The following is a 26,742-nucleotide window of genomic DNA, read 5'->3' on the forward strand; positions in this document are numbered from 1 at the left end:
TACCCCTATTGTTAAAAATACACCTAACTCGAATGATATTACTAAATGTAATACATATTTAACAATGATAGTATACTTGTACCAATCTTATTAGTCAATATCAATTGATATTCCTCTTTACATTAGAAAGGCATTTCACATTTTAAATATAAATCATTATAACCAATCAAAACTCTAATATTCAAAGATTTAAAGTAAAACTGTATTACTCTTTCACCAAAGATAAAATCTCTTCTCTAAGCACATCACTATTAGGATATGCAGCTTTAGAATTCACTAATTTTCCTTCCTTATTATATAGGATATAACGTGGTATTTCTGTCAAATTTAATTCTTCATAGAAAGAATGTTCAGGGTAGTTCATAGCCAAAACATTATGCCTACCAATAGATAATCCTATTTTATTATAAGCAGTAGTCCAAGCTCTCTTATCACTATCAATCGAAATGTAAACAAATAACACTGGTTCTTGTTCTAACACCTCTTTTAAAGCTTTGGAATAGGGCATCATCTGAAGACAAGGACCACACCACTAAGCCCAAAAATCAATTACAACAACTTGACCTTTATTCTCTTTTACTATGTCTGTTAATGAAATTGTATTGTTATTAGAATCCAGCAGCAGAACACTTTTATCATCCGATACACTATTTAACCTACTTCCATACTTCTGCTGTATTACAGACAATGCTTTGTCATTTTTTACACCAGCCTTCAGCTTCTCATATAGAAGTTCTAATTCTTTCTTTAAAATTCCATTATTTACTATTTGTTCGAAATAATACAGAAGTAGATACCCCTTGATCACTTCGCTAAACTCAGTACTTATTATTATTTTATTAAAAGCATCTTCGTAATCAATTACAAAAGGAACTTGAGGATCAGGAACTTTTATATCGTAATAATACTGTACATAGTTTTCTAAGAAAAAGCGGTAAGCTCCTGACACTAATAAATCATCACGCCTCAAGTCCTCTGTACCTATGCTATTAAAATCATAGGTATCTTTATAAGTATTGATTCTATAATAGTAATTGCTATAAAATAGTACATCATACATTCGTTGTGATAACTGATTTACTTGTTTAAGAGAATCTAGAGTTGAATATACATCATGATAATAGTTATCTTCTTCTACTAGATATCTCTTTTTTTCCTCAGTAGAGCGATTCCTGCCATATCTATTTCTAAACAAGATTTGTTCTAAAGGTTGTTTACTATATAAGTATTGCTGAATATTTATCTCCTCAAGATTTTCTTTTCTATGTCGAATATCAACTAAAGGTAGATTATCAACATATCTGACATCTATAGTATCCCCTCGTTGAAAATTATAAAATAAATTCTGTTTAATACCCTTACCATTAGATAGGTAATAGTTAAAGTATACTTCTTGATCCTTAACAGTAATCACAATCGTATCTTCTTTTAAATAGTTCTTTACCGCATAGTTCTTTACTTGCAAGCTATCTTTATCAAAATATATAATTGCATTACTCTTTAAACGATTACTACTCCAGTCTATCTCTTGAGGCTCAAATACAAACACAATTTGTTTGGCTTCTGCAACAGAAGATTTAATATTCCTGTTCTTATCTAAACAGCCTGTCATAATCCCTCCAATAAGCACTAGGGTAACTAAAAATAAGTATTGCACAATGTTTGTCTTCATAATCAACTAAGTAAAAACTAAATTTAATAAAAAAAGCAGCATCCATCTCTGAATACTGCTTAATATAGAAAAGTCTAAACAATTTACTGAACTCTAATCGTAACAGGTAGCGTGAACTGAGAACGAACTGCCTTTCCTTTATTTAGGGCAGGTTTCCATTTTGGCATTCTCTTTAAGACTCTAATAGCCTCTTGTCCTACTCCATATCCAGGATCTCTCATCACTTTGATATCTGTTAGACTACCGTCTTTCTCTACTATAAAAGACATAATAACTTTTACTTCCTTCACACTAGCATCCAAATCTGGTGTTCTAAATGAACCCACAAATCGGCTGCTAAATTTAGCCATTGTCTCATAAGGTTCTGCTTTAGTAGATACTCCTATATACACTGTCGTATCTTCTAGCGCTTCTCCTGCTGTAGCGTCATTAGAATCCACCACTTCAGCTGGATTATCTGTTCTAGCTTCATCAATAGCAATTACCCCATCTGGATCTGCATCTAGATTATGTGCGCCTGGATTAGCATCTATAAACTCATCTACTGTAGGGGCTACTGTAGTAACCTCATTCGCATCTGCTACCTCGAACTCGCGAAACTCTACTTCTTTAGTCTTGCTTAATACTGTTTCTACCTTGTTGGCAGGGAGTTCTACGATTGGCTCCTCTTTAGACGTAAAGATTTCTTCTTCTACTGCTGTAGGTTTAATAACTTCATCAATAATCACTACAAGCGAACCTGGATCATTACTTGCAAATAAATTAGAGATCACTGTAGGAACAATAAATACGGCACTAAAGAGAAACATTCCTGCTACTAAGGATAAAACGGTGGTACGCGAACTGTTTTTGCGCAAATTATACGCTCCATACGCCTTATTGCGGTGCTCAAAGACGATATCCAACCAATCTTTTCTAAACAAATCATTCTTTGCCATAATTATTTATTTTAAATGTTAAACAATAGGCTGTTGGATTATTCGAATACCAACAGCTAAATCAATCTACAGCTACTCTCATACTGTATTAAAAAATTAATATTAAACTAAAGTATATAACTAATATACAAATTATAAACAAAAATAATACACATTTATTATTTTGAGTATTTATTTTTCTTAAATAAATACTAACATAAGTTATTTCTAGCCTAGTTCATAGTTCGTATTGCTATTCTTTCAGACAATACTTTTATACTTGAGAAGTAAGTCCCTACTCCCTCCGTTATTTTGTGCTAATTAACGGACTTATTACGGACTCATAACGGACTCACTACGGACTCATTCAAAAGAAAAAGTGTCTCGTCCTACTATAACGATACAGTTATAACTAATCATACTAACGAGTGAAAAAACAAAAAAAGAGCTACTTCGGATAAAGTAGCTCTTTAAATTTTTAGATTTTATATATCAAATAGTGATCACCAATCTAGTACCCGAAGGGACTTGCTTATTCCATACATGCTCGATATCTTCTATCGCATGTGCTTCGGTCTGGATGTGCAGTTTATTATTCGATGCTAATAAAAACATCTCTGGTAGTATAACTTTATTAAATACAATGAGCTCTTCTGGTGAAAGACTTCCAAAGCCAGAACCTAAAATCTCAATAGCTGAGCTTCTAAGTATGGCTGATGATAACGTAATTTCTTTACCTGCCATATCACCTGCAGTAACAATCTTAGTAGTATGGGCAAGGTGAGTCATAGACTCTCCCTTTAATACCTCCATGATAAGCGAAATAGGTTTGCCCCATAAATAGTCAATTACAATATCGATAGGAGTCTCTTTGTGAATCGCACTTAATTGTTGCTTTATATTTTCGTCCGTATCTTTTAAATTGATGGTATGACTAGCTCCATAAGATTTTAATTCCTCTAGGAGTTTTTCATTTCTCCCTGTGACTATGATATGTTTAGCGCCATAGTGTTTTGCTATCTGTACCGCTACTTGTCCTGTGAATCCCGTAGCTCCATTAAACAAGACTGTCTGACCTGCTTCTAACTTCGCTCTAATCAGCAGTGGCATAGCTGATCCTAGTACTGCATTAGGTAATGCTGCAGCTGTCACATTATCTAAGGTATGAGGAATAGGGGTATAATTATCTCCTATTATGGCTTGCTCCGCTAACATCCCTGTGATACCAAATCCATATACTCTAGTCCCATCTTCTAATTCTCCTACTCCATCTGTCCCCACTACAGTAGGGAACTCTTTATAACTTGCATAGTGTTTTCCGCTTACTCTAGATTTATCTAGATTCTTTACCGCAGAAGCTTTGACCTTAATGATCCTATGTCCCTCTTCCACAGTGAGTGTGGAGTCTATCTCTCCACATTTGGGTGTGCTACCCGATTTATATAATATTGCCGCTTTCATTGTTGTGTGTTATAATTTAGCTCTAAAAGTACTTAAATCTCTTGGTTTTCCAATGTTTTAATTCGTTTTTCACAATTCCAATTCTAACAATTTAGCCAAAAATCAACTTATATAAAAATTAATAAAGTGTCTGAATGCATTCCTCTTCTAATACCCCTTTTATAATTATGGGCGCTACTCCCCACTTCGAGATTTGTGTAGTACTCAGTGTAGGGTAGTCTGAACTAACCCCTCCTATCTCTCCTGTTGAAATTCCCCAAACGACCATACCTACCTTGTGATGTCTCAGTATATAAGAGCACATAATACATGGCTCATGTGTAGTATAGAGAATACATTCTGACAAATCTACTTCATCATATTGTGTTCTAAAATTTCTAATCACCTCTATCTCTGCATGACAGGTTATATCTTGCTATCCTTTCCCTTCCTCTATCCCCCTCTGCTATCAGCTGTCCTTCTCTTACTAAAATAGCCCCTACTGGGCTCTCTCCCTTTTGTTTAGCTTTTAGCGCCAGTTCTATACACTTTCTTATATAATATTCATGATTGTCCATAGCGATCCTCGTATTGTGAGTTATAATCAAAGATAGTACTAAACATCTTTTAGTAAATGGTGTCAATCTCTTCTAATCTTTGTATTTTAAAAACAAAAATAATAAATGCCTAAAATATAAGGTAAACAAAAATTGAGATAAAAAATTGCTAATCTCTATCGCAGAATGACAGATGTCCTTCTCTTTGGTTAGATAAAATTGTATATTTGTTCCTTTGCCAAAAAATATGTCTAAAACAGAAGAAACAATAGAAGTACTAGGAGCTAGAGTTCACAATCTTAAAAATATAGATGTGTCTATCCCTCGCGAAAAACTGGTGGTTATCACAGGTTTATCCGGTTCGGGAAAATCATCTCTAGCCTTTGATACTATTTATGCAGAAGGCCAACGCCGATATATAGAGACTTTTTCTGCTTATGCTAGACAATTCTTAGGAGGACTAGAAAGACCTGATGTGGATAAGATAGACGGTCTGTCTCCTGTGATTGCTATCGAGCAGAAGACAACCAATAAAAGCCCGAGATCTACTGTAGGTACGATCACTGAGATATATGACTTTATGCGTTTGCTATACGCTAGAGCGGGTGAAGCGTATAGTTATAATACGGGCGAAAAAATGGTGAGTTACTCTGACGAGCAGATTCTAGATCTGATTATCAGTGAATATCAAGATAAGCGCATCAATATACTAGCCCCTGTAGTACGCGCTAGAAAGGGACATTATAGAGAGCTATTTGAACAGATAGCGAAACAAGGATTCTTAAAAGTGCGCATAGATGGAGAGATTAAAGACATCACTTCAGGTATGCGTGTGGATAGATATAAGACACATGATATCGAAACGGTAATCGATAGAATAGCTATAGACGATACAGAACAGACTAAGCAACGCCTTACAGAGAGTATCAAAGTAGCCATGCACTATGGAGATGATATCATCATGGTATTAGAGCATGAAGGAGAGACAGCTCGCTTCTTTAGCCGTCACCTGATGTGTCCTACCACAGGTATCTCTTATTCTAAACCAGAACCTAATAATTTCTCTTTTAACTCTCCTAAGGGAGCATGTCCATGCTGTAATGGGTTAGGTACGATCAATGAGATTAATCAGCTCAAGATCATCCCAGACCCTAAGATTTCTATTAAAGGTGGAGGACTTATTCCTCTAGGAACGGAGAAGAAATCTTGGATGTTCAAACAATTAGAGATTATCGCTGAGAAATACAATTTCTCTCTAAATGATCCTATAGAAAAAATCCCAGCAGAAGCCATGGATATTATTCTAAATGGTGGACAAGAGAGTTTCGCTGTAGTATCTAAAGTAGCGGGTATCACGAAGAACTATAAGATAGACTTCGAAGGTATTGTCAATTTCATCAAAAACCAATTTGAAGAAAGTGATAGTGCAACTATCAAAAGATGGGCAAAGGAGTTTATGGATGAGATCGACTGTCCTGAATGTAATGGTACACGCCTTAAAAAAGAAGCACTCTATTTCAAAATAGGCGATCAGAATATCGGTGAGCTTATACAGATGGATGTGGAGACACTAATCAATTGGTTTAAAGAATTACCAAGCAAATTATCCGAGAAACAAAAGAGTATTGGGTCTGAAGTATTAAAAGAAATCACTACTCGTCTATCTTTCTTGCAAGATGTTGGATTAACTTACTTATCTTTGAATAGAAGCTCTCGTACTTTATCAGGTGGAGAAGCGCAGCGAATCAGATTAGCGACTCAGATAGGTTCTCAGTTAGTAGGTGTATTATATATCTTGGATGAACCAAGTATCGGATTACATCAACGAGACAACGAAAGGCTGATCAAATCGCTAGAGTCACTAAGAGACATCGGTAACTCTGTCTTAGTAGTAGAGCATGATAAGGATATGATCGAACGTGCAGATTACGTTATCGACATCGGTCCTAAAGCAGGTAAGAATGGAGGAAAGATAATAAGTGAAGGTACACCTGCTCAATTATTAAAAGAAGATACATTAACAGCTAATTACCTAAATGGTAAGCTTAAAATAGAAGTTCCTAAAAAACGCAGAAAAGGAAATGGTAAAACATTGAAGTTAGAAGGCGCAACAGGAAATAATTTAAAGGATGTGACCATAGAGATTCCTCTAGGTACACTTACTTGTGTGACAGGAGTGTCAGGGTCTGGTAAATCTACGTTAATCAACGGTACATTATACCCGATCTTAAACACACACTTCTTCCATGCAGTAGCAAAACCACAACCTTATAAAAAAATAGTAGGTTTAGAACATATTGACAAGGTAATTTCTATCGATCAAAGTCCGATAGGACGTACACCTAGATCTAACCCTGCTACTTATACAGATGTATTCTCTGATATAAGAAACTTATTTGCACAAGTACCTGAAGCGGCTATACGAGGGTATAAACCTGGTCGTTTTAGCTTTAATGTAAAAGGGGGACGATGTGATACCTGTGAAGGATCTGGAGTGCGTACCATAGAGATGGGGTTCTTACCTGATGTCTATGTAGAATGTGAAACATGTCAAGGAAAACGATTCAATAGAGAAACACTAGAGATTCGCTATAAAGGAAAGTCTATATCAGATATACTAGATATGACTGTAGCAGAAGCTGTAGGATTCTTTGAGAATATTCCGAAGATATATAGAAAGATTAAAACGATAAACGAAGTGGGACTTGGATACATCACCCTAGGTCAGCAGAGCACTACGCTATCTGGTGGAGAGGCTCAACGTATCAAACTAGCGAGTGAGTTATCTAAGAAAGATACAGGTAATACGTTTTATATCTTAGACGAACCTACAACAGGTCTGCACTTCGAAGATATACGAGTGCTGATGGAGGTAATCAATAGATTAGTGGATAAAGGAAACTCTATCTTAATTATCGAACACAATCTAGATGTTATCAAAACAGCAGATTATATCATCGATGTGGGATATGAAGGAGGTAGTCAAGGTGGTCAGATAGTTGCTAAAGGAACACCTGAAGAAATATGTAAAAATGAGAAAAGCTATACAGCTAAGTTTTTAAAAATGGAATTAAAAAATTAAGAATATGAAAGAAGCATTTGAAAGCGAAGAGGCTAAGATCCAAGACAAGTTCAAACAAAGATCTTGGAATGAGATTAAGACTAATGATTCATGGGGAATCTTTAAAATCATGTCTGAATTCGTTAATGGGTATGAGAAAATAGGTCGTATCGGACCATGTGTATCTATCTTTGGTTCTGCTAGAACTAAAACAGATGATCCTTACTATAAATTAGCAGAAGAAATTGCTTTTAAAGTAAGTAAAGCAGGTTACGGTATTATTACTGGTGGTGGTCCTGGTATCATGGAAGCTGGTAATAAAGGAGCTCACTTAGGTAAGGGAGTATCTGTAGGTCTAAACATTGAGCTACCTTTCGAGCAACACTTCAACCCATATATTGATAGCGATAAGAACTTACAGTTCGATTATTTCTTCGTACGTAAGGTAATGTTCGTTAAATATTCTCAAGGGTTTGTAGTTATGCCTGGAGGATTCGGTACGCTAGATGAATTATTCGAAGCGATCACATTGATCCAAACAAAAAAGATTGCTAAATTCCCTATCGTATTAGTAGGTAGTGCTTTCTGGGGTGGATTAATTGATTGGGTAAAAGATGTTCTTTTAGATAAATACCACAATATCTCTCCTGAAGATATGAACTTAATCAAGATCGTTGATTCAGCTGACGAAGTTGTAGAAGTAATTGATGCTTTCTACAAAAAGTACAATTTGAAACCAAATTTCTAAAAAGTGTTTTAGATCCTGATAGAAAAGACTGTTATAGTGATATAACGGTCTTTTTTTGTATGCAAATCCGCGCGAACTCGTTGGACGTGATGTACGTACCTAATGCCGTAGGCAAACATTCGATTACTATGATAAAAGCAAATCATTATTAATATATTTTACACCTTATTTTTGAGAATAACTCAATAAAACAAGGCATATCTAACCTGAGGATTATATCCGTATTATCCTCTATTTTTGTTTCTAATTCAATGTATGATGTTTATGCTACTTGTCGTACCTCATAAGCTTTTTTATTCCTAACACAAGAACATATACGCTGTACAAGCTTGTTTCTAACATTGTTTAAAACAAGCATCTTATGCTTACCTTCTCCAACTTTCCTCTCGTAATAAGCCCTTATCTCTGGGTCCCATCTAACAGCTGATAAAGCACAGAGATGCAAAAGTTTTTTAAGCTTTTTATTAGCCATAAAGTGTACTTTAGCTTTGCCTCTTACACTTTTACCTGAAGTATATTCAAAAGGGACAACACCACAATAAGATGCTAATTGTCGAGAGTCTTCAAATGATGTAAACGCATTGGTATAACATATTAAAAACATCGCTGTAATATCTCCAACACCTCTTACAGAAATCACACAATCAAATATCTCAGATACCTCTTGATTTTCTCTAATAAGAGTATTTAACTGTTCTTCAATCACCTTTATAGCGTTCTCTAAAGCCTTGAGAATAGCCTTGTCATTTTTAGACAAAACCTTGTACAGTTCATCATTAAACCCCTTAAATTCGTTGGTTCTTACTTCTATAGCTGTCTTATGAGCTATACTCATCTCTCGCTGTCCCAATAGAGCCTGAATCTTATTCAATACAGCCTTTGATGCTTTAAAGAGCTTCGCTTCTTCTTGATTTTTCTTAGCATACAATGCTATCCTTTTAGAATCTATCTTGTCATTCTTTCCTCTTTGTATTCCACTACTTCTTATAATTCTATAAGCCATTTCTACCCATAGATTACAATTCTTTGAAAGCAAAATATCTACTAAAATATTTTTATAAATACCTGTATGCTCCATACATATCAATGTTTCCTCTACACAACATCCTTCGCTTTTCATCCACTTCATAAATTGATCAACTCCCGTTTTAGTGTTTTCAAACTGATTGTGTTTACAAGAATTAGCATCTACATAAATAGCTACATCAAAATAATCTTTGGAAATATCTATTCCGATAAATTGTGTAAATTTGTCCATATGATAATTATTTAAGGCAACCTGTTACTAAAATATCATCTAAACCTTAATACTAGACCTCGACGTCTTAATTACTAGTCTGATACTCTTTAGTAAAATCAACAAAGTCCTACTCGAATTTTAGGGCGTTATCCTTGTAATTCGTCTGGTTCACTTTGTTGATTAGGTTGTTTTATTTATTCTCTACAATATTATCATATTCTCAGTTAGCAAATCTAAAGGTAATTCCTAATTTGAAATTCGTAATTAAACGAAGAAACCACCCCGCCCTACGGGCACCCCTCCTAAGGAGGGGAATAGTAGTACCGCATAAACAAACTACAAACACGCTGCTTACCACGCATCGCATTCCCCTCCTGTGGAGGGGTGCCTGAAAGGCGGGGTGGTTATCCTACAGCCGTAGGCAAACATTCCTAATTCTTAATTCACAAAAAGGGCTGTTACGACATTGTCATAACAGCCCTTTTTGTATATTGTAAATGAAGATTATTTAGCTAATAATTCTTCTACTTTTTTACTTAGCTCCTCACCTCTTAAGTTCATCGCAAGGATAGTTCCGTTACCATCTACAAGATAGTTAGCAGGGATCCCTTCGATACCATAATCTGCAACGATAGGATCTTCCCAGAACTTTAAGTTAGACACTTGAGTCCAAGTTAATTTATCTGTTGCAATCGCTTTCTTCCAAGCAGCATCTTCTTTATCGATTGAGTATCCGATAATATCAAACCCTTTTGCATGGTAAGCTTCATACGCCTTTACAACATTAGGATTCTCTTGACGGCAAGGTCCACACCATGCTGCCCAAACATCTACCAACACTAGCTTCTTTCCTTGTAAAAAAGAGGATAGAGTTAATTCTTTTCCTTCTGGAGTAAGTGCTTTAAACTCTGGTAATTTTTCTCCTACTGATAATCCTTCTGCTTCTTCACCTTCGTCTACTAATTGACTTAAACGCTCAGCCACTCTCTTACCTATCTTAGATTCTTTTAGTCCTTTAGAATATTTATCGTACTCTGCTTTAAATTCTGCTGGCGTTTTTTCTCCCGCAGGAATCATTTGATTTAGTAAAAACATTCCGAAAGCATTCCCCTCATTCTCTTTAGCGTATTTGTCTAAAATAGTTTTAGGAGCTACTAACAATTCTTCGTACTGAGCTTGTAATTTTTTAAACTCTTCAGAATCTGTTTGACCACTCTGAGCCATCATCATCATTTGCATTCCATTCTCATCAGAGAACTTCATAATCTTCTCTGCATAAGGATTGATTTCATTTTGAAACTTCTGAAGTTTCTCATTGTTCTCAGTTCCACCAACAACAGTCTTCTCTGGTGTTTCTTTATCAATCTTGATTGTAATCGTTCCTGGTTCACCTAAGAAAAAGGCATTAAACCCTTGCTCTCCTTCACTTTTAATACTTAAAAAAGCTTCGTCTAACTCTGTAAACTTATGTTCGATAGATACCTTCCCACCTACGATAGTTCCTTTAGCTACCTCTGTAGGCACATCTTTACCTACCTCTACAGCTAATATTTCTACTTCAGTATTATCAGGGAAGTTACTAGCAGTCACTTCAATAACACTTTTTTTCTCACACGATGCAAATACTAATGCGGCGATAAGAAAAACTCCTAATTTTTTCATTTAAATATGTTTTTTATTTTAATCCTTAAAAATAGACATTATTTTAAACGAACCCCCTTATTTTTACATACTTTTTAAAATGATTAACTAAATACTATTATGCTTACCCTATAAATGCCTTATACAGTTCTATAATTGTAATAAAAAAAGCTAGCATAAACATACTCATGATAGCTTTATATTTTCTAATTACTTAGCTAAGATTTCTTCTATCTTCTTACTAAGTTCTTCTCCTCTCAAGTTCATTGCTAGAATAGTACCATTCCCATCTATTAAGTAACTTGCAGGAATTCCCTCTATTCCATAAATCGGTACAATAGGATCATCCCAATACATCAAATTAGAAACCTGAGTCCAAGTTAACTTATCTACTTGAATAGCTTTTTTCCAAGCTACTTCTTCTTTATCTAGTGAATACCCTATAATATCAAAACCTTTATCGTGATATGCTTCATACGCTTTCACTAGATTAGGATTCTCTTGACGGCATGGTCCACACCACGAAGCCCATAGATCTACTAAGACTAACTTTTTACCTTTTAAGAAATCCGTTAGGGTTAATTCTTCGCCTTCTGGTGTCAGTCCCTTAAAGTCAGGTAACTTACCTCCAATAGCTAAGTCTCCTTCTGCTCCTGTTAATAGCGACTGTACCTTCTTACCTAATTTTGTCTTTTTTAACTGTGCAGGGTATTTACTAAACTCTTCTTTTAGTTCGTCTAATGACTTCTCTTTCGAGCCTATCTTTTGAGAAATCATTAATAGCCCTAAAGCAGTTCTATTGTTCTCTATCTCAAATTTATCTACTAATTTAGAAGTCTCTTCTGTCAATACATTATATTGTTGTTTCAGTTTTTCTATGACTGCGGGATCGTTATCACCAGATGCATTATTAAGTACCGCCCCATTCTCAGTTAGAAACTGTGTCAGTTTATCAGAATAAGGCTTCATCTCATTTAAGAACTGTTGTAACTTTATATTATTCTCAGTTCCACCAATGATAGGGCGATCAGGATGATGTTGGTCATATTCAATGGTAATTTTACCAGGTTCTCCCATAAAGAAAATGCTATGCCCTACCTGTCCCTCCTCTTGGATAGAAAGAAAAGCTTCATCTATTTCTGTAAACGGATTCTTAAGGCTCACCTTACCATCCACAATAACTCCTTCTGCTACCGCAAACGGCGTATCTTGACCAATCTCTTTAGACAGTATTTCTACTTTTGCATTATCTGGAATATTCTTCGTCGTAATTTCAATTACATTTTTATCTTGGCACGATACAAATACCAATGCGCCAAAAAGCAATATACTTAACTTCTTCATTTGGATATTTTTTATTTACAGGTTAAAAATAGATATTATAAAGGAGTAATCCCCATACTTTTGTTGACTTTTAATCACAATTAACCTTTCGCATCAGTATATTAACAAATTTGGCTAAAAACTTGTATTATTCTGCTAAAAACTTGAATCACAACAAATCTATTCCACCTTCTACCTTAGCAATAATTGTCTAAAACCCGAATTATGCAATAGACATATAAACGAAAAGTAATTAAACAAAATAGGTCTGAATTAGTGATTAAAGCATACTATAGTATGGTTTTAGAGCTAATGAAAGAACTATGAAGTAGAATTGCTTTGTAGTATTTGGCTAATGCGTAATTTGGGTTAAAGAGCATATTCTAGTTTCAAAAAAAAACTGCTATAACCTAAAGTCATAGCAGTTCTAAGATATACTTACTGTATCAATTATTTTACTAACAGCTCTTTTATTTTTTCTCCTAATTCATTTCCTCTCAAATCCATTGCTACAATAACACCATTACCATCAATTAAGTAATTCGCAGGAATCCCTTGTATACCATAATCTGCAACAATCGGGTCTTTCCAGAACTGTAGATTAGAAACTTGTGCCCAAGTTAACTTATCTGCTGCAATAGCCTTAACCCAAGCTACTTTATCCTTATCTAAAGAATATCCTATAATGTCAAAACCAAGCTTATGATAGTCTTCATACGTTTTGACAACATTTGGGTTCTCTTGACGACAAGGACCACACCATGAAGCCCACACATCTACAAGCACTAGTTTCTTCCCTTCTAAAAAAGAGGATAGCGTTAATTCTTTATCCTCAGGAGTAAATCCTTTAAACTCTGGTAATTTATCCCCTATTTTAAATGTAATAACCTCTTTCCCTTCATTTTCTACTAAATCATTGATACGTGCTTCTACTCGCTTACCGAATTTAGATGTTCTCAATGCTTCTGGATATTTGTCAAAATCAGCTTTATACTCCACTAATGATTTCTCTTGCATATTCATCAATTCTACAAACATGATCAATCCAAATACGTTATCTCTATTTGCTGCTTCATACTTCTTGATTGTTGAATCGAACTCATTTGCAAAACCAGAGTACTCTTCTTTTAACCTCTTTAATTCTTCTTGACCATCATCACTTATTGTTGAATCAGCTAATTCTTGCATTCTTGCCATATTCTTTTCGACGAAAACATTCAATTTTTTTGATATAGGGCGCGTATCTTCCATAAACTGCTGTACTTTCTTATTATTGGCCGTTCCTTCAACAGTACTTTTATCAGGATTATTCTTATCAAATCGAATGGTAATTGCACCTGGTTCACCAATAAAAAGAACGATATGATTCACATCTTCTGACTCTTTTATCGAAAGATAAGCCCATTCTCCCTCTGTAAATGGATTATCTAATACTACCTTACCTCCTACTATATCTCCAGTAGCTACAACTTCTGGTTCATTAAAATCTAAGCTTCTTATATAGACTTCTACTTTAGTGTTATCTGGTAGATTCTCTGTTATTATTTCGATTGTATTCTTCTTCTGGCAAGAGACCATCAATAAAACCAACGCGAACAAAACACTTAACTTCTTCATAATTAATTTTTTAATTAAAACTAAAGTAATAATTATTATATTATATCTACTAATTATAATTTGATTATTATTAGTCTTCTTTGTTTTTTAAAAGTTACTCTTACTTCTCAATCCATTTTTTGAAATCATTTACCTTCTCTCTACTCACGATTAACTCTTCTGATTCTAGATTAATTAGATTTAGCTTTAACCTAGAATTAGAATAGGCATAGATATCTTTAATACTGTTAATAGATACAATAAACTTCCTATTCATTCTAAAGAAATCTGTTGGGTCTACCATCTTTTCTAATTCCTCAAGGCTGTAATCGATAATATAATTACGTCCTTCTGTCGTCTGTACATAAGAGGCTTTATTCTCACTATAGAAACAGACAACCTCAGAGCGCATCACTATTTTTATCTGTGTTCCAACTTTTACAACAAAGCGCTCTTTATACTCCACTGTATTACTAGAATTCATAAATTGCTTAAAGAGATCTAACTGTTGATTAAACCCAAAGAATACAGATCGATTATTCTCAAACTTTTCAATGGCTTGTTTTAATTCTTTCTCTTCAATCGGTTTAAGTAAATAATCTATACTATTCAACTTAAATGCCCTTAAAGCATACTCATCATAGGCCGTTGTAAAAATAATAGAACTATTAATCTTTACCTGTTCGAATATCTCGAAAGACAGACCATCAGACAACTGAATATCTAAAAAGATGAGGTCTGGCTCTTTATTAGAACCAAACCACAGTACTGCCTCCTCGACACTAGAAAGGTTTATCATAGAACTATAACCTAACTTATCTAACTTCCTCTCTAGCGAGCGCGCTGCAGGCTTTTCATCTTCAATAATAACTATACTAATCATGATGATTTAATCTTACTTGGTATTGATATGTTTTTTTTAATCTTTCGAATTCTCTCTTCTCCATTCTCTCTTGCAGCTTAGATAACACAGGTATCTTATCTAGGTATAGAATAATAACTCTGACCAATGCGCATAGAATTAATAGAGAAAAAAGTAAATATGCATTCATTGGGTTATCATTCCCTACTTGTATTCGTACACGTCTAAAATGATAATAATTAGCAAAGAATACAAAGGCAATAATTGCCATATAAACAATAATCTCTATCCCAATACAAACTAAACTGTTATAACGCTTTCTCTGAAGTCTTTGATAGCTCCTTAAAGCTTCTGGTGATATGGTTGACTCTTTCATATACTGTTAGTTCCATTTTTGTGTACCTCCATTATTATGCTTATCCATATACTCCCTAATCTTCTTATCCTCCCAATCTCTACCTAAAAACAGACTGTAATTAAATGTTCTCATCGCATCAGCAGCTAAGCCTATTCCCCATCCAAATAAAGGAATCAATGCCCATGGGAAAGTTGGATTAGTAATCATATTGATCACCATTAAAAAAATATTGACCATGATGAATGTAGTTAAATGAGCATAAAACTTCTTTATTTTTTCTACATTTTTCTTAGCTTCTACTAAGATTTCTTGTTCGTTCTCAGGTACATCTATGATTCTCATCTGTTCTATAATTTTAGTTAGTATTGGTATTCTTACTGTAAAATATTCTTCTGATTCTTCTATAAATACTGGTTTAGAAGTTAGTAGCGCATATCTACTGGCTATATTTTCTAACCCGATTCCTTTTCTACTTTCGAAAGTCTGTTTTTTATTCAATGTATTTTGAATTATTAAATACCCATCAGGACTTTCTTTGATTAGAATATGTATTGGCTTTTGTGAAGAAGATTTATTGTGTTTAATCACGTTTTCTAATAACAACTGTAAAGACAACGGAACTACTTTAGCACCTTCTTGTTTTACCCTTTCAGGCAATTCAAATATTAGACTATCTTCAAATCGCATCTGTAACAGCTCAATATAAGTCTTCGCAAAGGCTAACTCTTCTTCTAAAGGAACTAATTCTTTATTCTTCTGATCTAAGATATAGCGGTAGGTCTTAGATAGGGAATGGTTAAACTCTACTGCTTTCTCCTGATCCTCTTCTATTAATGCCCCTAATACATTTAAGCTATTAAACAAAAAGTGAGGGTCTAACTGGTTCTTAAGGCTTTCAAATTGAGCAGATACATTACCCGTTATTACTTTCTGTTCTTCTATTTGTTGGTCTTTAACTAAAGAAGAAAAAGTAATATGAAAATAGATCGCTAATAGAATAGAATAAAACACAGTGAAGTTTAAAACAGACCTAAAGCCCCCATGCATAAACACAGTAGCGATATGCCCTCCCTCTACAAAGAAACTATTAATCATCTTTAGAAGAATAGCAACACAGAGTATTACTACAAAGTTGATAGCCGTAGTAATCGCTGTAGCCCATCCGATGTTTCGTTCATTCTCTCTTAGATACATATTCAGTCTACCAAAATAGCTCTTCTTTAAATAATAATTAACTCCCAGTACTGCCGAAACAAGTATACTGAAGTAGAATATAAATAAATAGATATCTAAGTAATGAAGATTAAGTACCCTTCTAAACATTAAAAATGTTATCAGTAATACAGCTCCTATCTTTACAATATTATTTTTTTGCTTCATCTTTTAAAACAAGATTAGTCTTTACATTTATTAACTGTTTTTTTTCTTGAAAAACACTTTTTGAATCTCCTGTTCTGTTTATTCCAAACATAGATAAGAAGAATGTTATCAAAAATAAAGTAATGGTAATAATAATTTTCATATCTCTGGTGTTTTTTGTTGAAGCAAAGATGTAATAGAACCTACAACTAAAAAAAAGAAGACTACCGAATTGTCAAGTTTAAGGGATGAACTGTAAAAAGCCTGGTTTTACAGTAAAAAACTGGCTCTCAACTAGGTGTAGCTATTTCGTTAAAATGTAGGTAAAAAGACTGGGTTTTATTCCTCAATAATGAATAATAAGTTTAAATTTGCGTTTCTAATCCACAAAAAAGTTATGGTTTATAAGTTCAGAGTAATCCTTGATACTGAGGAAGATATATTTAGAGACATTGCTATTTTAGAAGATGACTCATTAGAAGATTTACACAATGCTATCGTTAATGCTTTTGGTTTTGACGGAATGGAGGCAGCTTCTTTTTATGCGTGTGATGACCAATGGACTCAACTAGAAGAGGAAATTTCGTTGTTCGATATGGGAGATACCCCTGGAGAACACAAAACAATGAGCTCTACTACTATCAGTTCTATCTTAGATGAAGAAAACACAAAAATCATATATGTATATGACTTTTTAAATATGTGGACTTTCTTCGTTGAATTAGGAGCTATCGAAGAAGAAGAGCCTGGTGCAGCTTACCCAGAATTACTTTTCTCTCATGGTATCTTACCAGATAGTATGCCGGGCAAATCATTCACAGCTAACCCTGTATCGAATGAAGATATTTATGGAGAATTTGACGATGACTTCGATGACGAAGACTATGATATGTTCGACGGAGATGATAGTTTTGAAGACTTCGGATACGAAGACACTTGGAACTAATAACTATTAATTTCATTTTTTAATTTATAATTTAAGTGGTATACTACTGCTTAATATATTATTGCCATTATGATCAACTTATTTAATACGCACATTGAAACTCTATCTATCCATAGAGTTGGGAATAAGAGTAGAAATGAAGCTATCTTCTTATCTGCAGAACCTTATAATTTAAACGATGAAATAGCTCCTTTATTAAAAGAGTATTTCTTTAAACCGTTCCGCGAAAAAGAAGAAAGTTATTACCAATTCGCTCATGATGTTGATTTAGAATTCAACGAAATGTACAACTTTGCCAATGAGATTTTTAATGCTCCTTCAGCAGATAATGTACAAGAAGTTTCTAAAAAAATCACACGTCACTTATACGAGCAATCTAATCACCCACACATTAAAAATGGTGAGGTTTATGTTACTTACTTAACAAACTTATCTATTGATAACAATGTTGTAGATGCTATCGGTATCTTTAAAAGTGAGCTTAAAACTGATTTCTTACAATTACAAGAAAAAGATTCTAATCTAGAAATGCTTCTTTTGCAAGGAATCAACTTAAACAAATTAGATAAAGGATGTATTATCTTCAACTATAAAAAAGAAGAAGGATATAAAATCTTAACAATAGACAGTAACAAGTATGATGCACGCTATTGGTTAGAACATTTCTTAAATGTAGATATCTTTCAAGATGAAGCATTTATGACGAAGAAATACCTTAAGTTCTGTCAAGACTTCGCTAAGGATGTAGTTCTTCCTGCTGAGGATAAAAAAGAAGAGGTGATGTTCATGAACCGCTCTGTGAATTACTTTGCTAAAAATGACGAATTTGAAGAAACGAATTTCTTAAATGAAGTAATAGACAATCCTGATTTAGCTGCGGAGTTTAAAAACTACAAAGTGGACAAAGGAGAAAAATACAGTATAGAGGATACGACATCTTTCCCTATTGCAAATAATGCAGTGTCTGATGCTAGAAAGAAACTGAAGAATGTAATCAACCTTGATACTAACATCCAGATTAAACTTGATTTTATCAACCCTGATAGCGCTGATAAATTCGTAGAAAAAGGATGGGACGAGGAGAAACAAATGTATTACTACCTAGTTTACTTTAACAAAGAACAAAAATCTTAATTAAAGACATATCAAGCGATTCCACACTGATTTGGAATCGCTTTTTTTATACCTAATACCTTATAATATGAGAGAATTCAACTATATCTTAATATCAGAAAACACCTTTAGCAGTGAGAATCCGTTAGATATTATCAACTCTAATATCTCTGTAGTAAATTATCTACGTAACTCAGAAGTAGGTGATGATGAATTACATCCTGATGCTTTCGCTAGTTACTGTGTAGATTATTATCTAAACATATTAGAGACAGAAGGACTAGCTGCTTTTATTTGGAAAAGTAAATGGGATCTAGACCTAGTAGAGATTATCCATGCTGGACTTACAGCTATGGAAGCAAAAGAACACTTAGATTACTTCGAAAAACAAATGCGCAGAGTAAAAGCATTTAGTAATATCAAACTAAAGAAATTCTTCGAATTAGATTTAGGCAAAGAAAAAGAAACGACTTCATTATTAGAAGACAACTCGTTTAAGGAAATTACAGAAGATTTAAGAGCACTTAACTCTTCATGGCTAAAAACACACCCTGATCTAAAAGTTGTAAGCTTAGAAGAAATGCAAAGTATTATTACAGACTTTCTAGACTCAGATTCAGAATAGTACGCATAAAAAAGCTCCTCAATGTGAGGAGCTTTCTTTTTGTATTATTTACTGAATTCGAACTTTGAAATCTTAAGATCATTACCTTCTTGACTTAGGTAAATCTTCTCTGTAATTGTTTCTGGTTCATTTTCATATTTTACTTTGTACTCAAAATAGAAATCTTTAGTCTTCGCTTTTTTATCTCTATCAGTCATCTCCCATTTATCCATTGTAAAGCTATCTAACTTTCCAAATTTCTCTTTTTTAGCTTTTAAGTCTTCTACAAGTTTTGCTTTTTGGTCGCTATTGAAGAAGTCATCATCTACTAAGTTGGGGATAGAATCGTATAACCCTTGTTTAACGTTGTAATAATACCATCCTATAATCTTCTCACCAGCTTGTTGATCCCCCAATTCTCTACTTTTTTTTGCATTGGTACAAGACATAAAAACTAACGCTGCGAATAATAGTGTAAAAACTTTTCTCATAAGAAATACTTTTAATTAATTGTTAAATTCTAAAACTCTCCTGATCTTTTTATTTTACATAAATTTAATAAATATTAATGATTTACACAAATTACCTGCAAAGAATTAACTATTCTTGTTTTTTACCAAAATATGTATAAAACCAAGTTATAGTATATGTGGGTATAAAATCAAGTCCAGGAGACAGCTCTTCGATGAAGTTAACCACAGCTGCTACCTTACCTACTTTACCAGGATACATCTTAGCTAGAATGTAGGCTGACACTGGTGCCCACACCAGATCAGCTATCTCTCCTATTCCAGGTATAGCATAGGATAAGTACCCTATAAGGTCCATAAATATCCCTATAAAAAGCTGTCTATATTTAATTTTATTATTCGTAATCATTTATATTATTTAAGCTTCGTATTGTACTTTGCTTTAAACTTGTCTAATTTAGGCTTTACCACTAACTGACAATAAGGGTTCTTATCTCCACTCTTCTCAAAATAATTCTTGTGATAATCCTCTGCCACATAGAATTTCGTCGCTTCTGATATTTTAGTTACGATAGGATCATCATATACTTTTTCACTACTCAAGATATCTAAATACTCTTTAGCGGCAGCTTTCTGAGCTTCTGTCGTGTAGAATATCTCACTTCTATACTGTGTCCCTACATCTTCTCCTTGTCTATTTAAAGTAGTTGGATTATGACTCGTAAAGAACACCTCTAATAATTCGTTATAATTAATTGCCGCAGGATTATACACTAGCTTTACTACCTCTGCATGGCCAGTTTCTCCTGTACACACTTCTTCATAGGTAGGGTTTTCTTTTTTTCCTCCGATATATCCTGGAAGCACCTCTTCTACCCCTTTTAAGCTTTTATAGATAGCTTCAATACACCAAAAACATCCTGCTCCGAATATTGCCGTTTCTAATTTATTATTTTCCATTGTCTTACTTTCTATTTTCTATTCGTTAATTGTTTTATCTAGCTAGTCATAAGTCATATTAGACTTATATACATCGTCTGTATAAAGATACTTTTTTATTTTAAAAATATATTACTCGTCTTTTAATCATTTTTAGGTTTTTAAAATAGGTAAAAAGCGTTACTTTGTATTTCTAAAATTAAGTAAATGATCAGAGCGACTAATATTCATAAATACTACGATAAACTTGAGGTTTTAAAAGGAGTAGATCTACATATAAAAAAAGGAGAGATTGTTTCTATTGTAGGAGCATCTGGAGCTGGTAAGACAACCTTACTTCAGATACTAGGAACATTAGACAAGCCCTCTATAGAAAGTCAAACCACTCTTTCTATAAACGGTCAAGATATTCTAGGTCTTAAAGACAAAGAAATATCTAAATTTAGAAACTTACACCTTGGCTTTATCTTTCAGTTTCACCAGTTACTACCTGAGTTTACGGCTTTAGAGAATGTGTGTATCCCAGCTTTTATTGCTAATAAAAACAAACAGGAGACAGAGAAGGAAGCTATTCGTTTATTAGAATACTTAGGACTATCTCACCGTATACATCACTTCCCATCTGAACTATCAGGAGGAGAACAGCAACGTGTAGCTGTAGCTAGAGCGCTAATCAATAAACCTCTTGTTATCTTTGCTGATGAGCCATCAGGTAACCTAGACACACACTCGGCAGAAAACTTACATAAGTTATTCTTTAAACTAAGAGATGAATTAGGACAGACATTCGTCATTGTTACGCATAATGAAGAACTAGCGAATATGGCTGATCGCAAATTAACCATGGTAGATGGTCAAATTAAACAAAAACAAAACTTACATGACTAAAGCAGAACTTAAGGAGTTCCTTGATGAAAAGGTGATTCTTTATAACAACCCTACTTTTATTCAGGACGATCCTATACAAATCCCTCATCTATATACACTAAAAGAAGATATAGAAATAGCAGGGTTCTTAAGTGCGACTATTGCATGGGGAAATAGAAAAATGATTATTAAGAATGCACATCGCATGATGGAGCTCATGGGAAATTCTCCTTATGACTTCGTGATGGAGCATCATGATGACCACTTAGAGAGTTTAGACAGCTTTGTGCACAGAACTTTCAATGGTGTAGATTTTGCAACTTTTATAAAAGGGCTTAAACATATTTATACCAACCACAATGGACTAGAAAATGTCTTTGCAAATCAACAAATGAATATGCAAGAGAGAATTTCTAACTTCAAAAAACTATTCTTCGAGATAGAACATCAGTCGCGTACACAGAAGCATATCTCTGACCCGCTCAAAGGATCTGCTGCGAAACGAATCAATATGTACCTGCGCTGGATGGTCAGGGATGATCATAAAGGAGTAGATCTAGGAATATGGAAACAAATCAGTACAGCTGATTTATCTTGTCCATTAGACGTACACTCTGGTAATATGGCTAGAAAGCTAGGTATCCTAAAGCGAAAACAAAATGACGCAAAGGCACTAGCTGAACTAGATGTGGCTTTGCGTCGTTTCGATCCTATAGACCCTGTCAAATATGACTTTGCCCTATTTGGACTAGGAGCAATTGAGAAGTTTTAATACTCTATGACTTGATAATCAAGTTTTACTTTATTGTAATAAAGTGCTTTTACGATACCATCTGACACCCCTATTTTAGGAACATATATGTATTTAGCACCACTCCATTTCATGGCGTTATTATAGATGTTTATAGCAGGTATAATAACGTCAGCACGATCTGGGTTCAATCCTAACAAAGAGATTCTATCCTCATAAGACATCTTACTTAGACGTAGTAATTGCTTGTGCAGATAGAAATAAGTAAGGGGTTTATCTTGTGTCTTTCCAGACATTTTAAAGATCTTATTGATATTCCCACCACTACCGATGACAATTAAGTCTTTTAACTCCTTAGTCTCTTCTTTGATCCACTGCTCTATATCTGTCCACACCTGAGGCTCTACCATATTATTTAATAAACGTACAGTACCGTTTTTAAACGATCTTGAGTTCAACTGTTTTCCATTAGAGAACAGCGTAAACTCTGTACTTCCACCTCCCACATCGATATACAGAATACTATTGCTACTATTGATAAAGTGCTTTAAATCTGAAGAAGCAATGATCATCGCCTCTTTTTTACCATCTATGATACTGATCTTTATTCCAGATTCTTTATACACTCTATCTACGATAGTCGTGGCATTAGTAGCTTCTCGCATGGCACTAGTAGCACATGCCATAAATCGATCTACCTTATTTACCTTCATTAATAAAAAGAAAGCCTTCATAGCATCCACCATACGATCTTCCGCCTCAGGAGATACCTTTCCTGTAGTGAAAACATCTTGTCCTAATCGAATAGGTACACGTATTAATGAACTCTTACTAAATATAGTCTCTCTTCCTTCCTCTTCGATGATATTCATAATCAACAGTCTCATGGCATTCGAACCTATATCTATAGCGGCATACTTCTTTATTTTTAGCATATATAATTTCTTCTTTTACTTTAGTTTATTTTGATAATACTTATACATTTCTTGCTGAGCATGAAACATATTTTCAGCTGTATACCCTCTATACTTATTAGACAAGTCTGCTGTCTGATATCTCGTCTTATAATTTCCTTTCCACCCGATATCGAATGTATCGATCAACTCTTGTTTTACTAAATCATCATAGATAGGACAAGTCACCTCTACCCTTTCGTCTAAATTTCGAGTCATAAAGTCCGCTGAAGAGATGAACACTTCAGGATTGTCATTATTCCCAAAAATATAAACTCTAGAATGCTCTAAGAAACGGTCTACAATACTGATCGCTTCTATATTCTCACTCATACCAGGTACTCCAGGTATTAGCGAACAGATTCCTCTAATGATCAACTGTATCTTAACTCCTGCATTACTCGCTTCATATAGTTTATCAATCATCTTCAGATCTGATAAGCTATTCATCTTTAATCGAATATAAGCAGGCAATCCATTCTTAGCATTCTTAATCTCTCTTTCTATCAGCTTATAAAACCCTTTACGCGTATAATGTGGAGATACTAATAAATGTTTATAACGATGTACGCGATAGTTCACTTGAAGGAACTCAAATACCTTAGACACATCCTTCATTAGTGAATTATGACTAGTAAACACCGTTACATCGGTATATACTTTAGCTGTACTCTCATTAAAGTTACCTGTTGAGACAAATCCGTAGCGCTTTACTTTTTTATTCTCCAAACGTTCTACTACACAGATTTTACTGTGTACTTTCAGTCCTTTCACTCCGAAGATTAGCTGAACTCCTTCAGCCTGCATTAATTCAGAGTAATAAATATTACTCGCTTCGTCGAAACGCGCTTGCAATTCCACTTGAGCGATCACCTTCTTACCATTCTTTACAGCATTGATAAGTGAGCTAATAATCTGCGAATTTTTAGCTAGTCGATACAGTGTTATCTTAATAGACAATACTTGTGGATCTAAAGCCGCTTCACGCAAGAACTTTACTAGATATGAATAAGACTGATAAGGAGTATAGATCATATAATCACGCTTCTGTATCTGCTGAATAATACTATCCTCAAGGCTTAATCCCTTAACAGCTACTGGTATCTGTTTTGGATAGGTAAGATCCACTCTTCCAGTAGTCGGGAATCCCATATAATCACGTCTATTATGGTATCTTCCAGAAGGAATAATACTGTCATTAAGCTCGATCTCTACGTTCTCTAATAAGAAATCTAACAGCTCATCATCCATCTCCTGATCGTAAACGAAACGTACAATAGCCCCTTGTTTTCTATCGCGTACTCCACTGGAAATCTTCTCTACAAAAGATTTGTGTAAATCTGTATCGAAATCTAGCTCAGCATCACGTGTTACTTTAATCATATAAGCAGATTCTGCTTTTAAATCAAAGATGTTAAAGATAGAATCTAGGTTATATCTGATGATATCGTCTAACATCATGATATACTTCTTGCCTGGATCCTCAGAAGGTACTTCTACGAATCGGTTAATGATATTCGGAATCTCAATAATAGCATAGCGAACAGAGCTATTATCACGTCTTTGTTTATTAGTACAGTGCTTCTCTACCAGCTTTTCGTCTACTTCTAACTTCACAACTAAATACCCATGCGTATCCCTTAGAAGAGGAAACTCAGCCAAATCACTTAGGATAATAGTCACTAAGTCAGGAGATACCTGATGCAAGAAAAAGTCTTTGACGAAGGCTTGTTGTTTCTCACTGATCTCTTTCTCATTGACCATAAAGATTCCTTCATCTTCTAGTTTGCGCTCTACATCATGTAAGATACGTACACTTTCTTTTTGAAGTTGAATAACTCTCTCTGTAATTTGAGCCAATAGATCTTTTACAATAACTCCACTTCCCAGTCTTCGATTACTCTCCCCTGTCAATGTCATTCTACGTATAGTGGCATAACGAACTCTGAAAAACTCATCCAAATTATTTGAGAATATACCGATGAATCTCAGTCTTTCTAATAAAGGGACTGTTTCATCACCAGCTTCTTGAAGTACTCTTTCATTAAATGACAACCAGCTTTTCTCGCGGTCGATATACTTGTATTTTGTTGTGTTATTATTATTCATTATTTCTTTAAGTCTCTTGGGAAAATAGTTAATTCAGTTGTCCCCTTTTCTATCTCTCCCCAGTCATTGGTATCAAAGTTAATGATTACAACGCCTGATGTGGGTACATTTTCATAGGTTTCGCTACCAAATTTATTAACAAATTTTGTTATTGCCTCATTATGCCCGAAAAGAATTAGGGTATCATGCTCATTTTTACATTTTTTTATCGCTTTTATTAATCCTGACCGTTCGAAAGTATATACTTCGGGATTATAAATAATATAGTCTAAGTTAATATCCATATTCTGACAGAATATTTTAGCCGTCTCACTAGCTCTTTTTGCAGGGCTACTCCATACAATAACTTTAGCAGGTAAATGCCCCATTAAAGTATGCGATACTAAGTGAGCATCAGCAACTCCTTTGGTCGATATTGGGCGTGACAAATCATCTGTTATAGCGTTCCAGCATGATTTTGCATGTCTAATAAGGATTAGTTTTTTCATAATAGTTTTATTTACGGGTGGTTTATTGTATTTTTTAAATTTATGCGTCACAATCCTTGCAAGGATTATACAAACATATCTAAATCTAATAAAAAATATCAATATAAAATATATTTTTAGCTATAAAATAAAAACTTTACTTTTGAGCTATTAATTATAAAATAGAATAATGAGAAATTTCTCTATAGAATTTAAATGGGCTTCTTATGCTACTTTAGCAGCTTTAGTTTGGATGTTTATTGTCAAATCTCTTGGATTTCACGACTTAGAAAAGATTAGATATGAGGTCGGCTTTGAACTACTTTTTAATCTAGTATTGATTATCTTTTATTGGTTGGGGATGAGACAGAAGAAACGCGAATTCTATAACGGTGTTGTTTCTTGGCAACGTGCTTTCTTATCTGGACTAGTAATCTGTATCATGATTACATTCTTCTTCCCGATTATACAGTACATTACGTTTAACCAAGTTAGCCCTAACTTTATGGCTACCTTACAGGAGGCACTAGCTACACAGACTAGCATGTCTTTAGAAGAAGCAACTAAAAATGCTACTTTCGATATTTTCTTAAGAAATGGTGTGACAAATAATCTGTCTTTTGGAGTTGTATTTATCGCGATTATTTCGTACTTTATACAGTCTAAAAACATAGCAGAACCTGTGGTAACAGAGAATAAAAATAACAAGCAAAAGAAGAACAACAAACGAAAAAATAATAAATAATCGA

General features: G+C 34.1%; 27 protein-coding genes and 1 pseudogene. 8 read left to right on the forward strand and 20 right to left on the reverse strand.

Annotated elements, in window-relative coordinates; all coding sequences use genetic code 11:
- Positions 1-205: 205 nt before the first annotated feature.
- The 6 genes and pseudogenes from E0Z07_RS18300 to E0Z07_RS18410 form a co-directional block, all read right to left on the reverse strand.
- Positions 206-520 (reverse strand): annotated as a pseudogene (locus tag E0Z07_RS18300) (TlpA family protein disulfide reductase); the annotation flags it as partial.
- A 12-nt stretch (positions 521-532) separates the two neighbouring features.
- Entirely contained in the window at positions 533-1,672 is a 1,140-nt protein-coding gene (locus tag E0Z07_RS14575; RefSeq protein ID WP_233445988.1) for a TlpA family protein disulfide reductase, read from the reverse strand.
- Positions 1,673-1,755: 83 nt separating this feature from the next.
- The gene (locus tag E0Z07_RS14580) at positions 1,756-2,610 is read right to left on the reverse strand and encodes an energy transducer TonB (protein WP_006260047.1); all 855 of its coding nucleotides are present in this window, start codon (positions 2,608-2,610) and stop codon (positions 1,756-1,758) included.
- Positions 2,611-3,081: 471 nt separating this feature from the next.
- A complete protein-coding gene (locus tag E0Z07_RS14585) occupies positions 3,082-4,050 on the reverse strand; it encodes a quinone oxidoreductase family protein (protein WP_006260046.1) in 969 nt (322 codons plus the stop codon).
- A gap of 118 nt (positions 4,051-4,168) precedes the next feature.
- The gene (locus E0Z07_RS18405; protein ID WP_165868449.1) at positions 4,169-4,435 is read right to left on the reverse strand and encodes a deaminase; all 267 of its coding nucleotides are present in this window, start codon (positions 4,433-4,435) and stop codon (positions 4,169-4,171) included.
- Positions 4,428-4,607, reverse strand: a complete 180-nt coding sequence (locus tag E0Z07_RS18410; RefSeq protein WP_039851744.1) for a cytidine/deoxycytidylate deaminase family protein — start codon at positions 4,605-4,607, stop codon at positions 4,428-4,430. The genes E0Z07_RS18405 and E0Z07_RS18410 overlap by 8 nt, the downstream gene beginning before the upstream one ends.
- 226 nt (positions 4,608-4,833) lie before the next feature.
- Here E0Z07_RS18410 and uvrA point away from each other — a divergent pair, with 226 nt between their 5' ends.
- Entirely contained in the window at positions 4,834-7,668 is a 2,835-nt protein-coding gene (uvrA, locus tag E0Z07_RS14600; RefSeq protein ID WP_131540880.1) for an excinuclease ABC subunit UvrA, read from the forward strand.
- A 4-nt stretch (positions 7,669-7,672) separates the two neighbouring features.
- On the forward strand, positions 7,673-8,395 hold the full coding sequence (locus E0Z07_RS14605; RefSeq protein ID WP_006260044.1) for an LOG family protein: 723 nt from the start codon (positions 7,673-7,675) through the stop codon (positions 8,393-8,395).
- A gap of 262 nt (positions 8,396-8,657) precedes the next feature.
- Here the strand turns inward: E0Z07_RS14605 and E0Z07_RS14610 are convergent, their stop codons facing one another.
- The 8 genes from E0Z07_RS14610 to E0Z07_RS18075 all read right to left on the reverse strand — a co-directional run bounded on the left by E0Z07_RS14610 (position 8,658) and on the right by E0Z07_RS18075 (position 16,937).
- Entirely contained in the window at positions 8,658-9,653 is a 996-nt protein-coding gene (locus E0Z07_RS14610) for an IS110 family RNA-guided transposase (RefSeq protein ID WP_131540881.1), read from the reverse strand.
- Positions 9,654-10,139: 486 nt separating this feature from the next.
- Positions 10,140-11,297, reverse strand: a complete 1,158-nt coding sequence (locus E0Z07_RS14615; RefSeq protein WP_039329672.1) for a TlpA disulfide reductase family protein — start codon at positions 11,295-11,297, stop codon at positions 10,140-10,142.
- A gap of 189 nt (positions 11,298-11,486) precedes the next feature.
- Positions 11,487-12,620: a TlpA family protein disulfide reductase gene (locus tag E0Z07_RS14620; protein ID WP_016649300.1), complete on the reverse strand. Its 1,134-nt coding sequence runs from the start codon at positions 12,618-12,620 to the stop codon at positions 11,487-11,489.
- Between the two features lie 429 nt (positions 12,621-13,049).
- Positions 13,050-14,216 carry a TlpA disulfide reductase family protein gene (locus E0Z07_RS14630; protein WP_006261346.1) on the reverse strand — a complete coding sequence of 389 codons (1,167 nt, stop codon included), beginning with the start codon at positions 14,214-14,216 and terminating at the stop codon, positions 13,050-13,052.
- A gap of 100 nt (positions 14,217-14,316) precedes the next feature.
- Complete coding sequence (locus E0Z07_RS14635) at positions 14,317-15,078, reverse strand: LytR/AlgR family response regulator transcription factor (RefSeq protein WP_006261348.1); 762 nt, start codon at positions 15,076-15,078, stop codon at positions 14,317-14,319.
- On the reverse strand, positions 15,071-15,433 hold the full coding sequence (locus E0Z07_RS14640; protein WP_006261349.1) for a hypothetical protein: 363 nt from the start codon (positions 15,431-15,433) through the stop codon (positions 15,071-15,073). The genes E0Z07_RS14635 and E0Z07_RS14640 overlap by 8 nt, the downstream gene beginning before the upstream one ends.
- A gap of 6 nt (positions 15,434-15,439) precedes the next feature.
- Entirely contained in the window at positions 15,440-16,795 is a 1,356-nt protein-coding gene (locus tag E0Z07_RS14645) for a 2TM domain-containing protein (RefSeq protein WP_006261350.1), read from the reverse strand.
- Positions 16,779-16,937, reverse strand: a complete 159-nt coding sequence (locus E0Z07_RS18075) for a hypothetical protein (protein ID WP_165868450.1) — start codon at positions 16,935-16,937, stop codon at positions 16,779-16,781. The genes E0Z07_RS14645 and E0Z07_RS18075 overlap by 17 nt, the downstream gene beginning before the upstream one ends.
- A gap of 234 nt (positions 16,938-17,171) precedes the next feature.
- On the opposite strand from E0Z07_RS18075, the gene E0Z07_RS14650 reads away from it, so the two are divergent.
- The 3 genes from E0Z07_RS14650 (at position 17,172) to E0Z07_RS14660 (ending at position 19,458) form a co-directional block, all read left to right on the forward strand.
- Positions 17,172-17,720: an IS1096 element passenger TnpR family protein gene (locus tag E0Z07_RS14650; RefSeq protein ID WP_131540882.1), complete on the forward strand. Its 549-nt coding sequence runs from the start codon at positions 17,172-17,174 to the stop codon at positions 17,718-17,720.
- Positions 17,721-17,789: 69 nt separating this feature from the next.
- Positions 17,790-18,854, forward strand: a complete 1,065-nt coding sequence (locus tag E0Z07_RS14655; protein ID WP_039329678.1) for a nucleoid-associated protein — start codon at positions 17,790-17,792, stop codon at positions 18,852-18,854.
- Between the two features lie 67 nt (positions 18,855-18,921).
- The gene (locus tag E0Z07_RS14660) at positions 18,922-19,458 is read left to right on the forward strand and encodes a DMP19 family protein (protein WP_006263713.1); all 537 of its coding nucleotides are present in this window, start codon (positions 18,922-18,924) and stop codon (positions 19,456-19,458) included.
- Between the two features lie 44 nt (positions 19,459-19,502).
- On the opposite strand, the gene E0Z07_RS14665 is transcribed toward E0Z07_RS14660, so the two are convergent.
- From E0Z07_RS14665 to msrA, 3 genes are all read right to left on the reverse strand, one after another.
- Positions 19,503-19,928 carry a hypothetical protein gene (locus E0Z07_RS14665; protein ID WP_006263714.1) on the reverse strand — a complete coding sequence of 142 codons (426 nt, stop codon included), beginning with the start codon at positions 19,926-19,928 and terminating at the stop codon, positions 19,503-19,505.
- Positions 19,929-20,037: 109 nt separating this feature from the next.
- Positions 20,038-20,316 carry a hypothetical protein gene (locus E0Z07_RS14670; RefSeq protein WP_006261355.1) on the reverse strand — a complete coding sequence of 93 codons (279 nt, stop codon included), beginning with the start codon at positions 20,314-20,316 and terminating at the stop codon, positions 20,038-20,040.
- Between the two features lie 5 nt (positions 20,317-20,321).
- The gene (gene msrA, locus E0Z07_RS14675) at positions 20,322-20,867 is read right to left on the reverse strand and encodes a peptide-methionine (S)-S-oxide reductase MsrA (RefSeq protein ID WP_006263715.1); all 546 of its coding nucleotides are present in this window, start codon (positions 20,865-20,867) and stop codon (positions 20,322-20,324) included.
- 186 nt (positions 20,868-21,053) lie between these two features.
- On the opposite strand from msrA, the gene E0Z07_RS14680 reads away from it, so the two are divergent.
- On the forward strand, positions 21,054-21,734 hold the full coding sequence (locus E0Z07_RS14680; RefSeq protein ID WP_006260029.1) for an ABC transporter ATP-binding protein: 681 nt from the start codon (positions 21,054-21,056) through the stop codon (positions 21,732-21,734).
- Entirely contained in the window at positions 21,727-22,485 is a 759-nt protein-coding gene (locus E0Z07_RS14685) for a TIGR02757 family protein (protein ID WP_006265468.1), read from the forward strand. The genes E0Z07_RS14680 and E0Z07_RS14685 overlap by 8 nt, the downstream gene beginning before the upstream one ends.
- Here E0Z07_RS14685 and E0Z07_RS14690 read toward each other — a convergent pair.
- From E0Z07_RS14690 to E0Z07_RS14700, 3 genes are read right to left on the reverse strand one after another with little or no spacing between them, the layout of a single operon-like run.
- Positions 22,482-23,399: a Ppx/GppA phosphatase family protein gene (locus tag E0Z07_RS14690; RefSeq protein WP_131540883.1), complete on the reverse strand. Its 918-nt coding sequence runs from the start codon at positions 23,397-23,399 to the stop codon at positions 22,482-22,484. The two genes, E0Z07_RS14685 and E0Z07_RS14690, sit on opposite strands and share 4 nt — an antisense overlap.
- 15 nt (positions 23,400-23,414) lie before the next feature.
- Positions 23,415-25,526: a polyphosphate kinase 1 gene (gene ppk1, locus E0Z07_RS14695; protein ID WP_006261359.1), complete on the reverse strand. Its 2,112-nt coding sequence runs from the start codon at positions 25,524-25,526 to the stop codon at positions 23,415-23,417.
- Positions 25,526-26,014, reverse strand: a complete 489-nt coding sequence (locus E0Z07_RS14700) for a SixA phosphatase family protein (RefSeq protein WP_006261360.1) — start codon at positions 26,012-26,014, stop codon at positions 25,526-25,528. Before E0Z07_RS14700 ends, ppk1 begins: the two co-directional genes overlap by 1 nt.
- Positions 26,015-26,183: 169 nt before the next feature.
- Between E0Z07_RS14700 and E0Z07_RS14705 the strand changes: the two genes are divergently transcribed.
- The gene (locus E0Z07_RS14705; RefSeq protein ID WP_006260024.1) at positions 26,184-26,738 is read left to right on the forward strand and encodes a DUF4199 domain-containing protein; all 555 of its coding nucleotides are present in this window, start codon (positions 26,184-26,186) and stop codon (positions 26,736-26,738) included.
- The last annotated feature ends 4 nt before the right edge of the window (positions 26,739-26,742 follow it).

It is taken from the genome of Myroides odoratimimus, from assembly GCF_004337635.1.
Classification (GTDB): domain Bacteria; phylum Bacteroidota; class Bacteroidia; order Flavobacteriales; family Flavobacteriaceae; genus Flavobacterium; species Flavobacterium odoratimimum.

Coding starts and splice junctions, on each gene's coding strand:
- uvrA (WP_131540880.1), top strand. CDS start 4,834: ATGTCTAAAACAGAAGAAACAATAGAAGTACTAGGAGCTAGAGTTCAC.
- E0Z07_RS14575 (WP_233445988.1), bottom strand. CDS start 1,672: ATGAAGACAAACATTGTGCAATACTTATTTTTAGTTACCCTAGTGCTT.
- E0Z07_RS14655 (WP_039329678.1), top strand. CDS start 17,790: ATGATCAACTTATTTAATACGCACATTGAAACTCTATCTATCCATAGA.
- E0Z07_RS14680 (WP_006260029.1), top strand. CDS start 21,054: ATGATCAGAGCGACTAATATTCATAAATACTACGATAAACTTGAGGTT.
- E0Z07_RS14660 (WP_006263713.1), top strand. CDS start 18,922: ATGAGAGAATTCAACTATATCTTAATATCAGAAAACACCTTTAGCAGT.
- E0Z07_RS14635 (WP_006261348.1), bottom strand. CDS start 15,078: ATGATTAGTATAGTTATTATTGAAGATGAAAAGCCTGCAGCGCGCTCG.
- E0Z07_RS14610 (WP_131540881.1), bottom strand. CDS start 9,653: ATGGACAAATTTACACAATTTATCGGAATAGATATTTCCAAAGATTAT.
- ppk1 (WP_006261359.1), bottom strand. CDS start 25,526: ATGAATAATAATAACACAACAAAATACAAGTATATCGACCGCGAGAAA.
- E0Z07_RS14665 (WP_006263714.1), bottom strand. CDS start 19,928: ATGAGAAAAGTTTTTACACTATTATTCGCAGCGTTAGTTTTTATGTCT.
- E0Z07_RS14615 (WP_039329672.1), bottom strand. CDS start 11,297: ATGAAAAAATTAGGAGTTTTTCTTATCGCCGCATTAGTATTTGCATCG.
- E0Z07_RS14705 (WP_006260024.1), top strand. CDS start 26,184: ATGAGAAATTTCTCTATAGAATTTAAATGGGCTTCTTATGCTACTTTA.
- E0Z07_RS14640 (WP_006261349.1), bottom strand. CDS start 15,433: ATGAAAGAGTCAACCATATCACCAGAAGCTTTAAGGAGCTATCAAAGA.
- E0Z07_RS14690 (WP_131540883.1), bottom strand. CDS start 23,399: ATGCTAAAAATAAAGAAGTATGCCGCTATAGATATAGGTTCGAATGCC.
- msrA (WP_006263715.1), bottom strand. CDS start 20,867: ATGGAAAATAATAAATTAGAAACGGCAATATTCGGAGCAGGATGTTTT.
- E0Z07_RS18410 (WP_039851744.1), bottom strand. CDS start 4,607: ATGGACAATCATGAATATTATATAAGAAAGTGTATAGAACTGGCGCTA.
- E0Z07_RS14685 (WP_006265468.1), top strand. CDS start 21,727: ATGACTAAAGCAGAACTTAAGGAGTTCCTTGATGAAAAGGTGATTCTT.
- E0Z07_RS14605 (WP_006260044.1), top strand. CDS start 7,673: ATGAAAGAAGCATTTGAAAGCGAAGAGGCTAAGATCCAAGACAAGTTC.
- E0Z07_RS14630 (WP_006261346.1), bottom strand. CDS start 14,216: ATGAAGAAGTTAAGTGTTTTGTTCGCGTTGGTTTTATTGATGGTCTCT.
- E0Z07_RS14650 (WP_131540882.1), top strand. CDS start 17,172: ATGGTTTATAAGTTCAGAGTAATCCTTGATACTGAGGAAGATATATTT.
- E0Z07_RS14580 (WP_006260047.1), bottom strand. CDS start 2,610: ATGGCAAAGAATGATTTGTTTAGAAAAGATTGGTTGGATATCGTCTTT.
- E0Z07_RS14670 (WP_006261355.1), bottom strand. CDS start 20,316: ATGATTACGAATAATAAAATTAAATATAGACAGCTTTTTATAGGGATA.
- E0Z07_RS14645 (WP_006261350.1), bottom strand. CDS start 16,795: ATGAAGCAAAAAAATAATATTGTAAAGATAGGAGCTGTATTACTGATA.
- E0Z07_RS14700 (WP_006261360.1), bottom strand. CDS start 26,014: ATGAAAAAACTAATCCTTATTAGACATGCAAAATCATGCTGGAACGCT.
- E0Z07_RS18075 (WP_165868450.1), bottom strand. CDS start 16,937: ATGAAAATTATTATTACCATTACTTTATTTTTGATAACATTCTTCTTA.
- E0Z07_RS14620 (WP_016649300.1), bottom strand. CDS start 12,620: ATGAAGAAGTTAAGTATATTGCTTTTTGGCGCATTGGTATTTGTATCG.
- E0Z07_RS14585 (WP_006260046.1), bottom strand. CDS start 4,050: ATGAAAGCGGCAATATTATATAAATCGGGTAGCACACCCAAATGTGGA.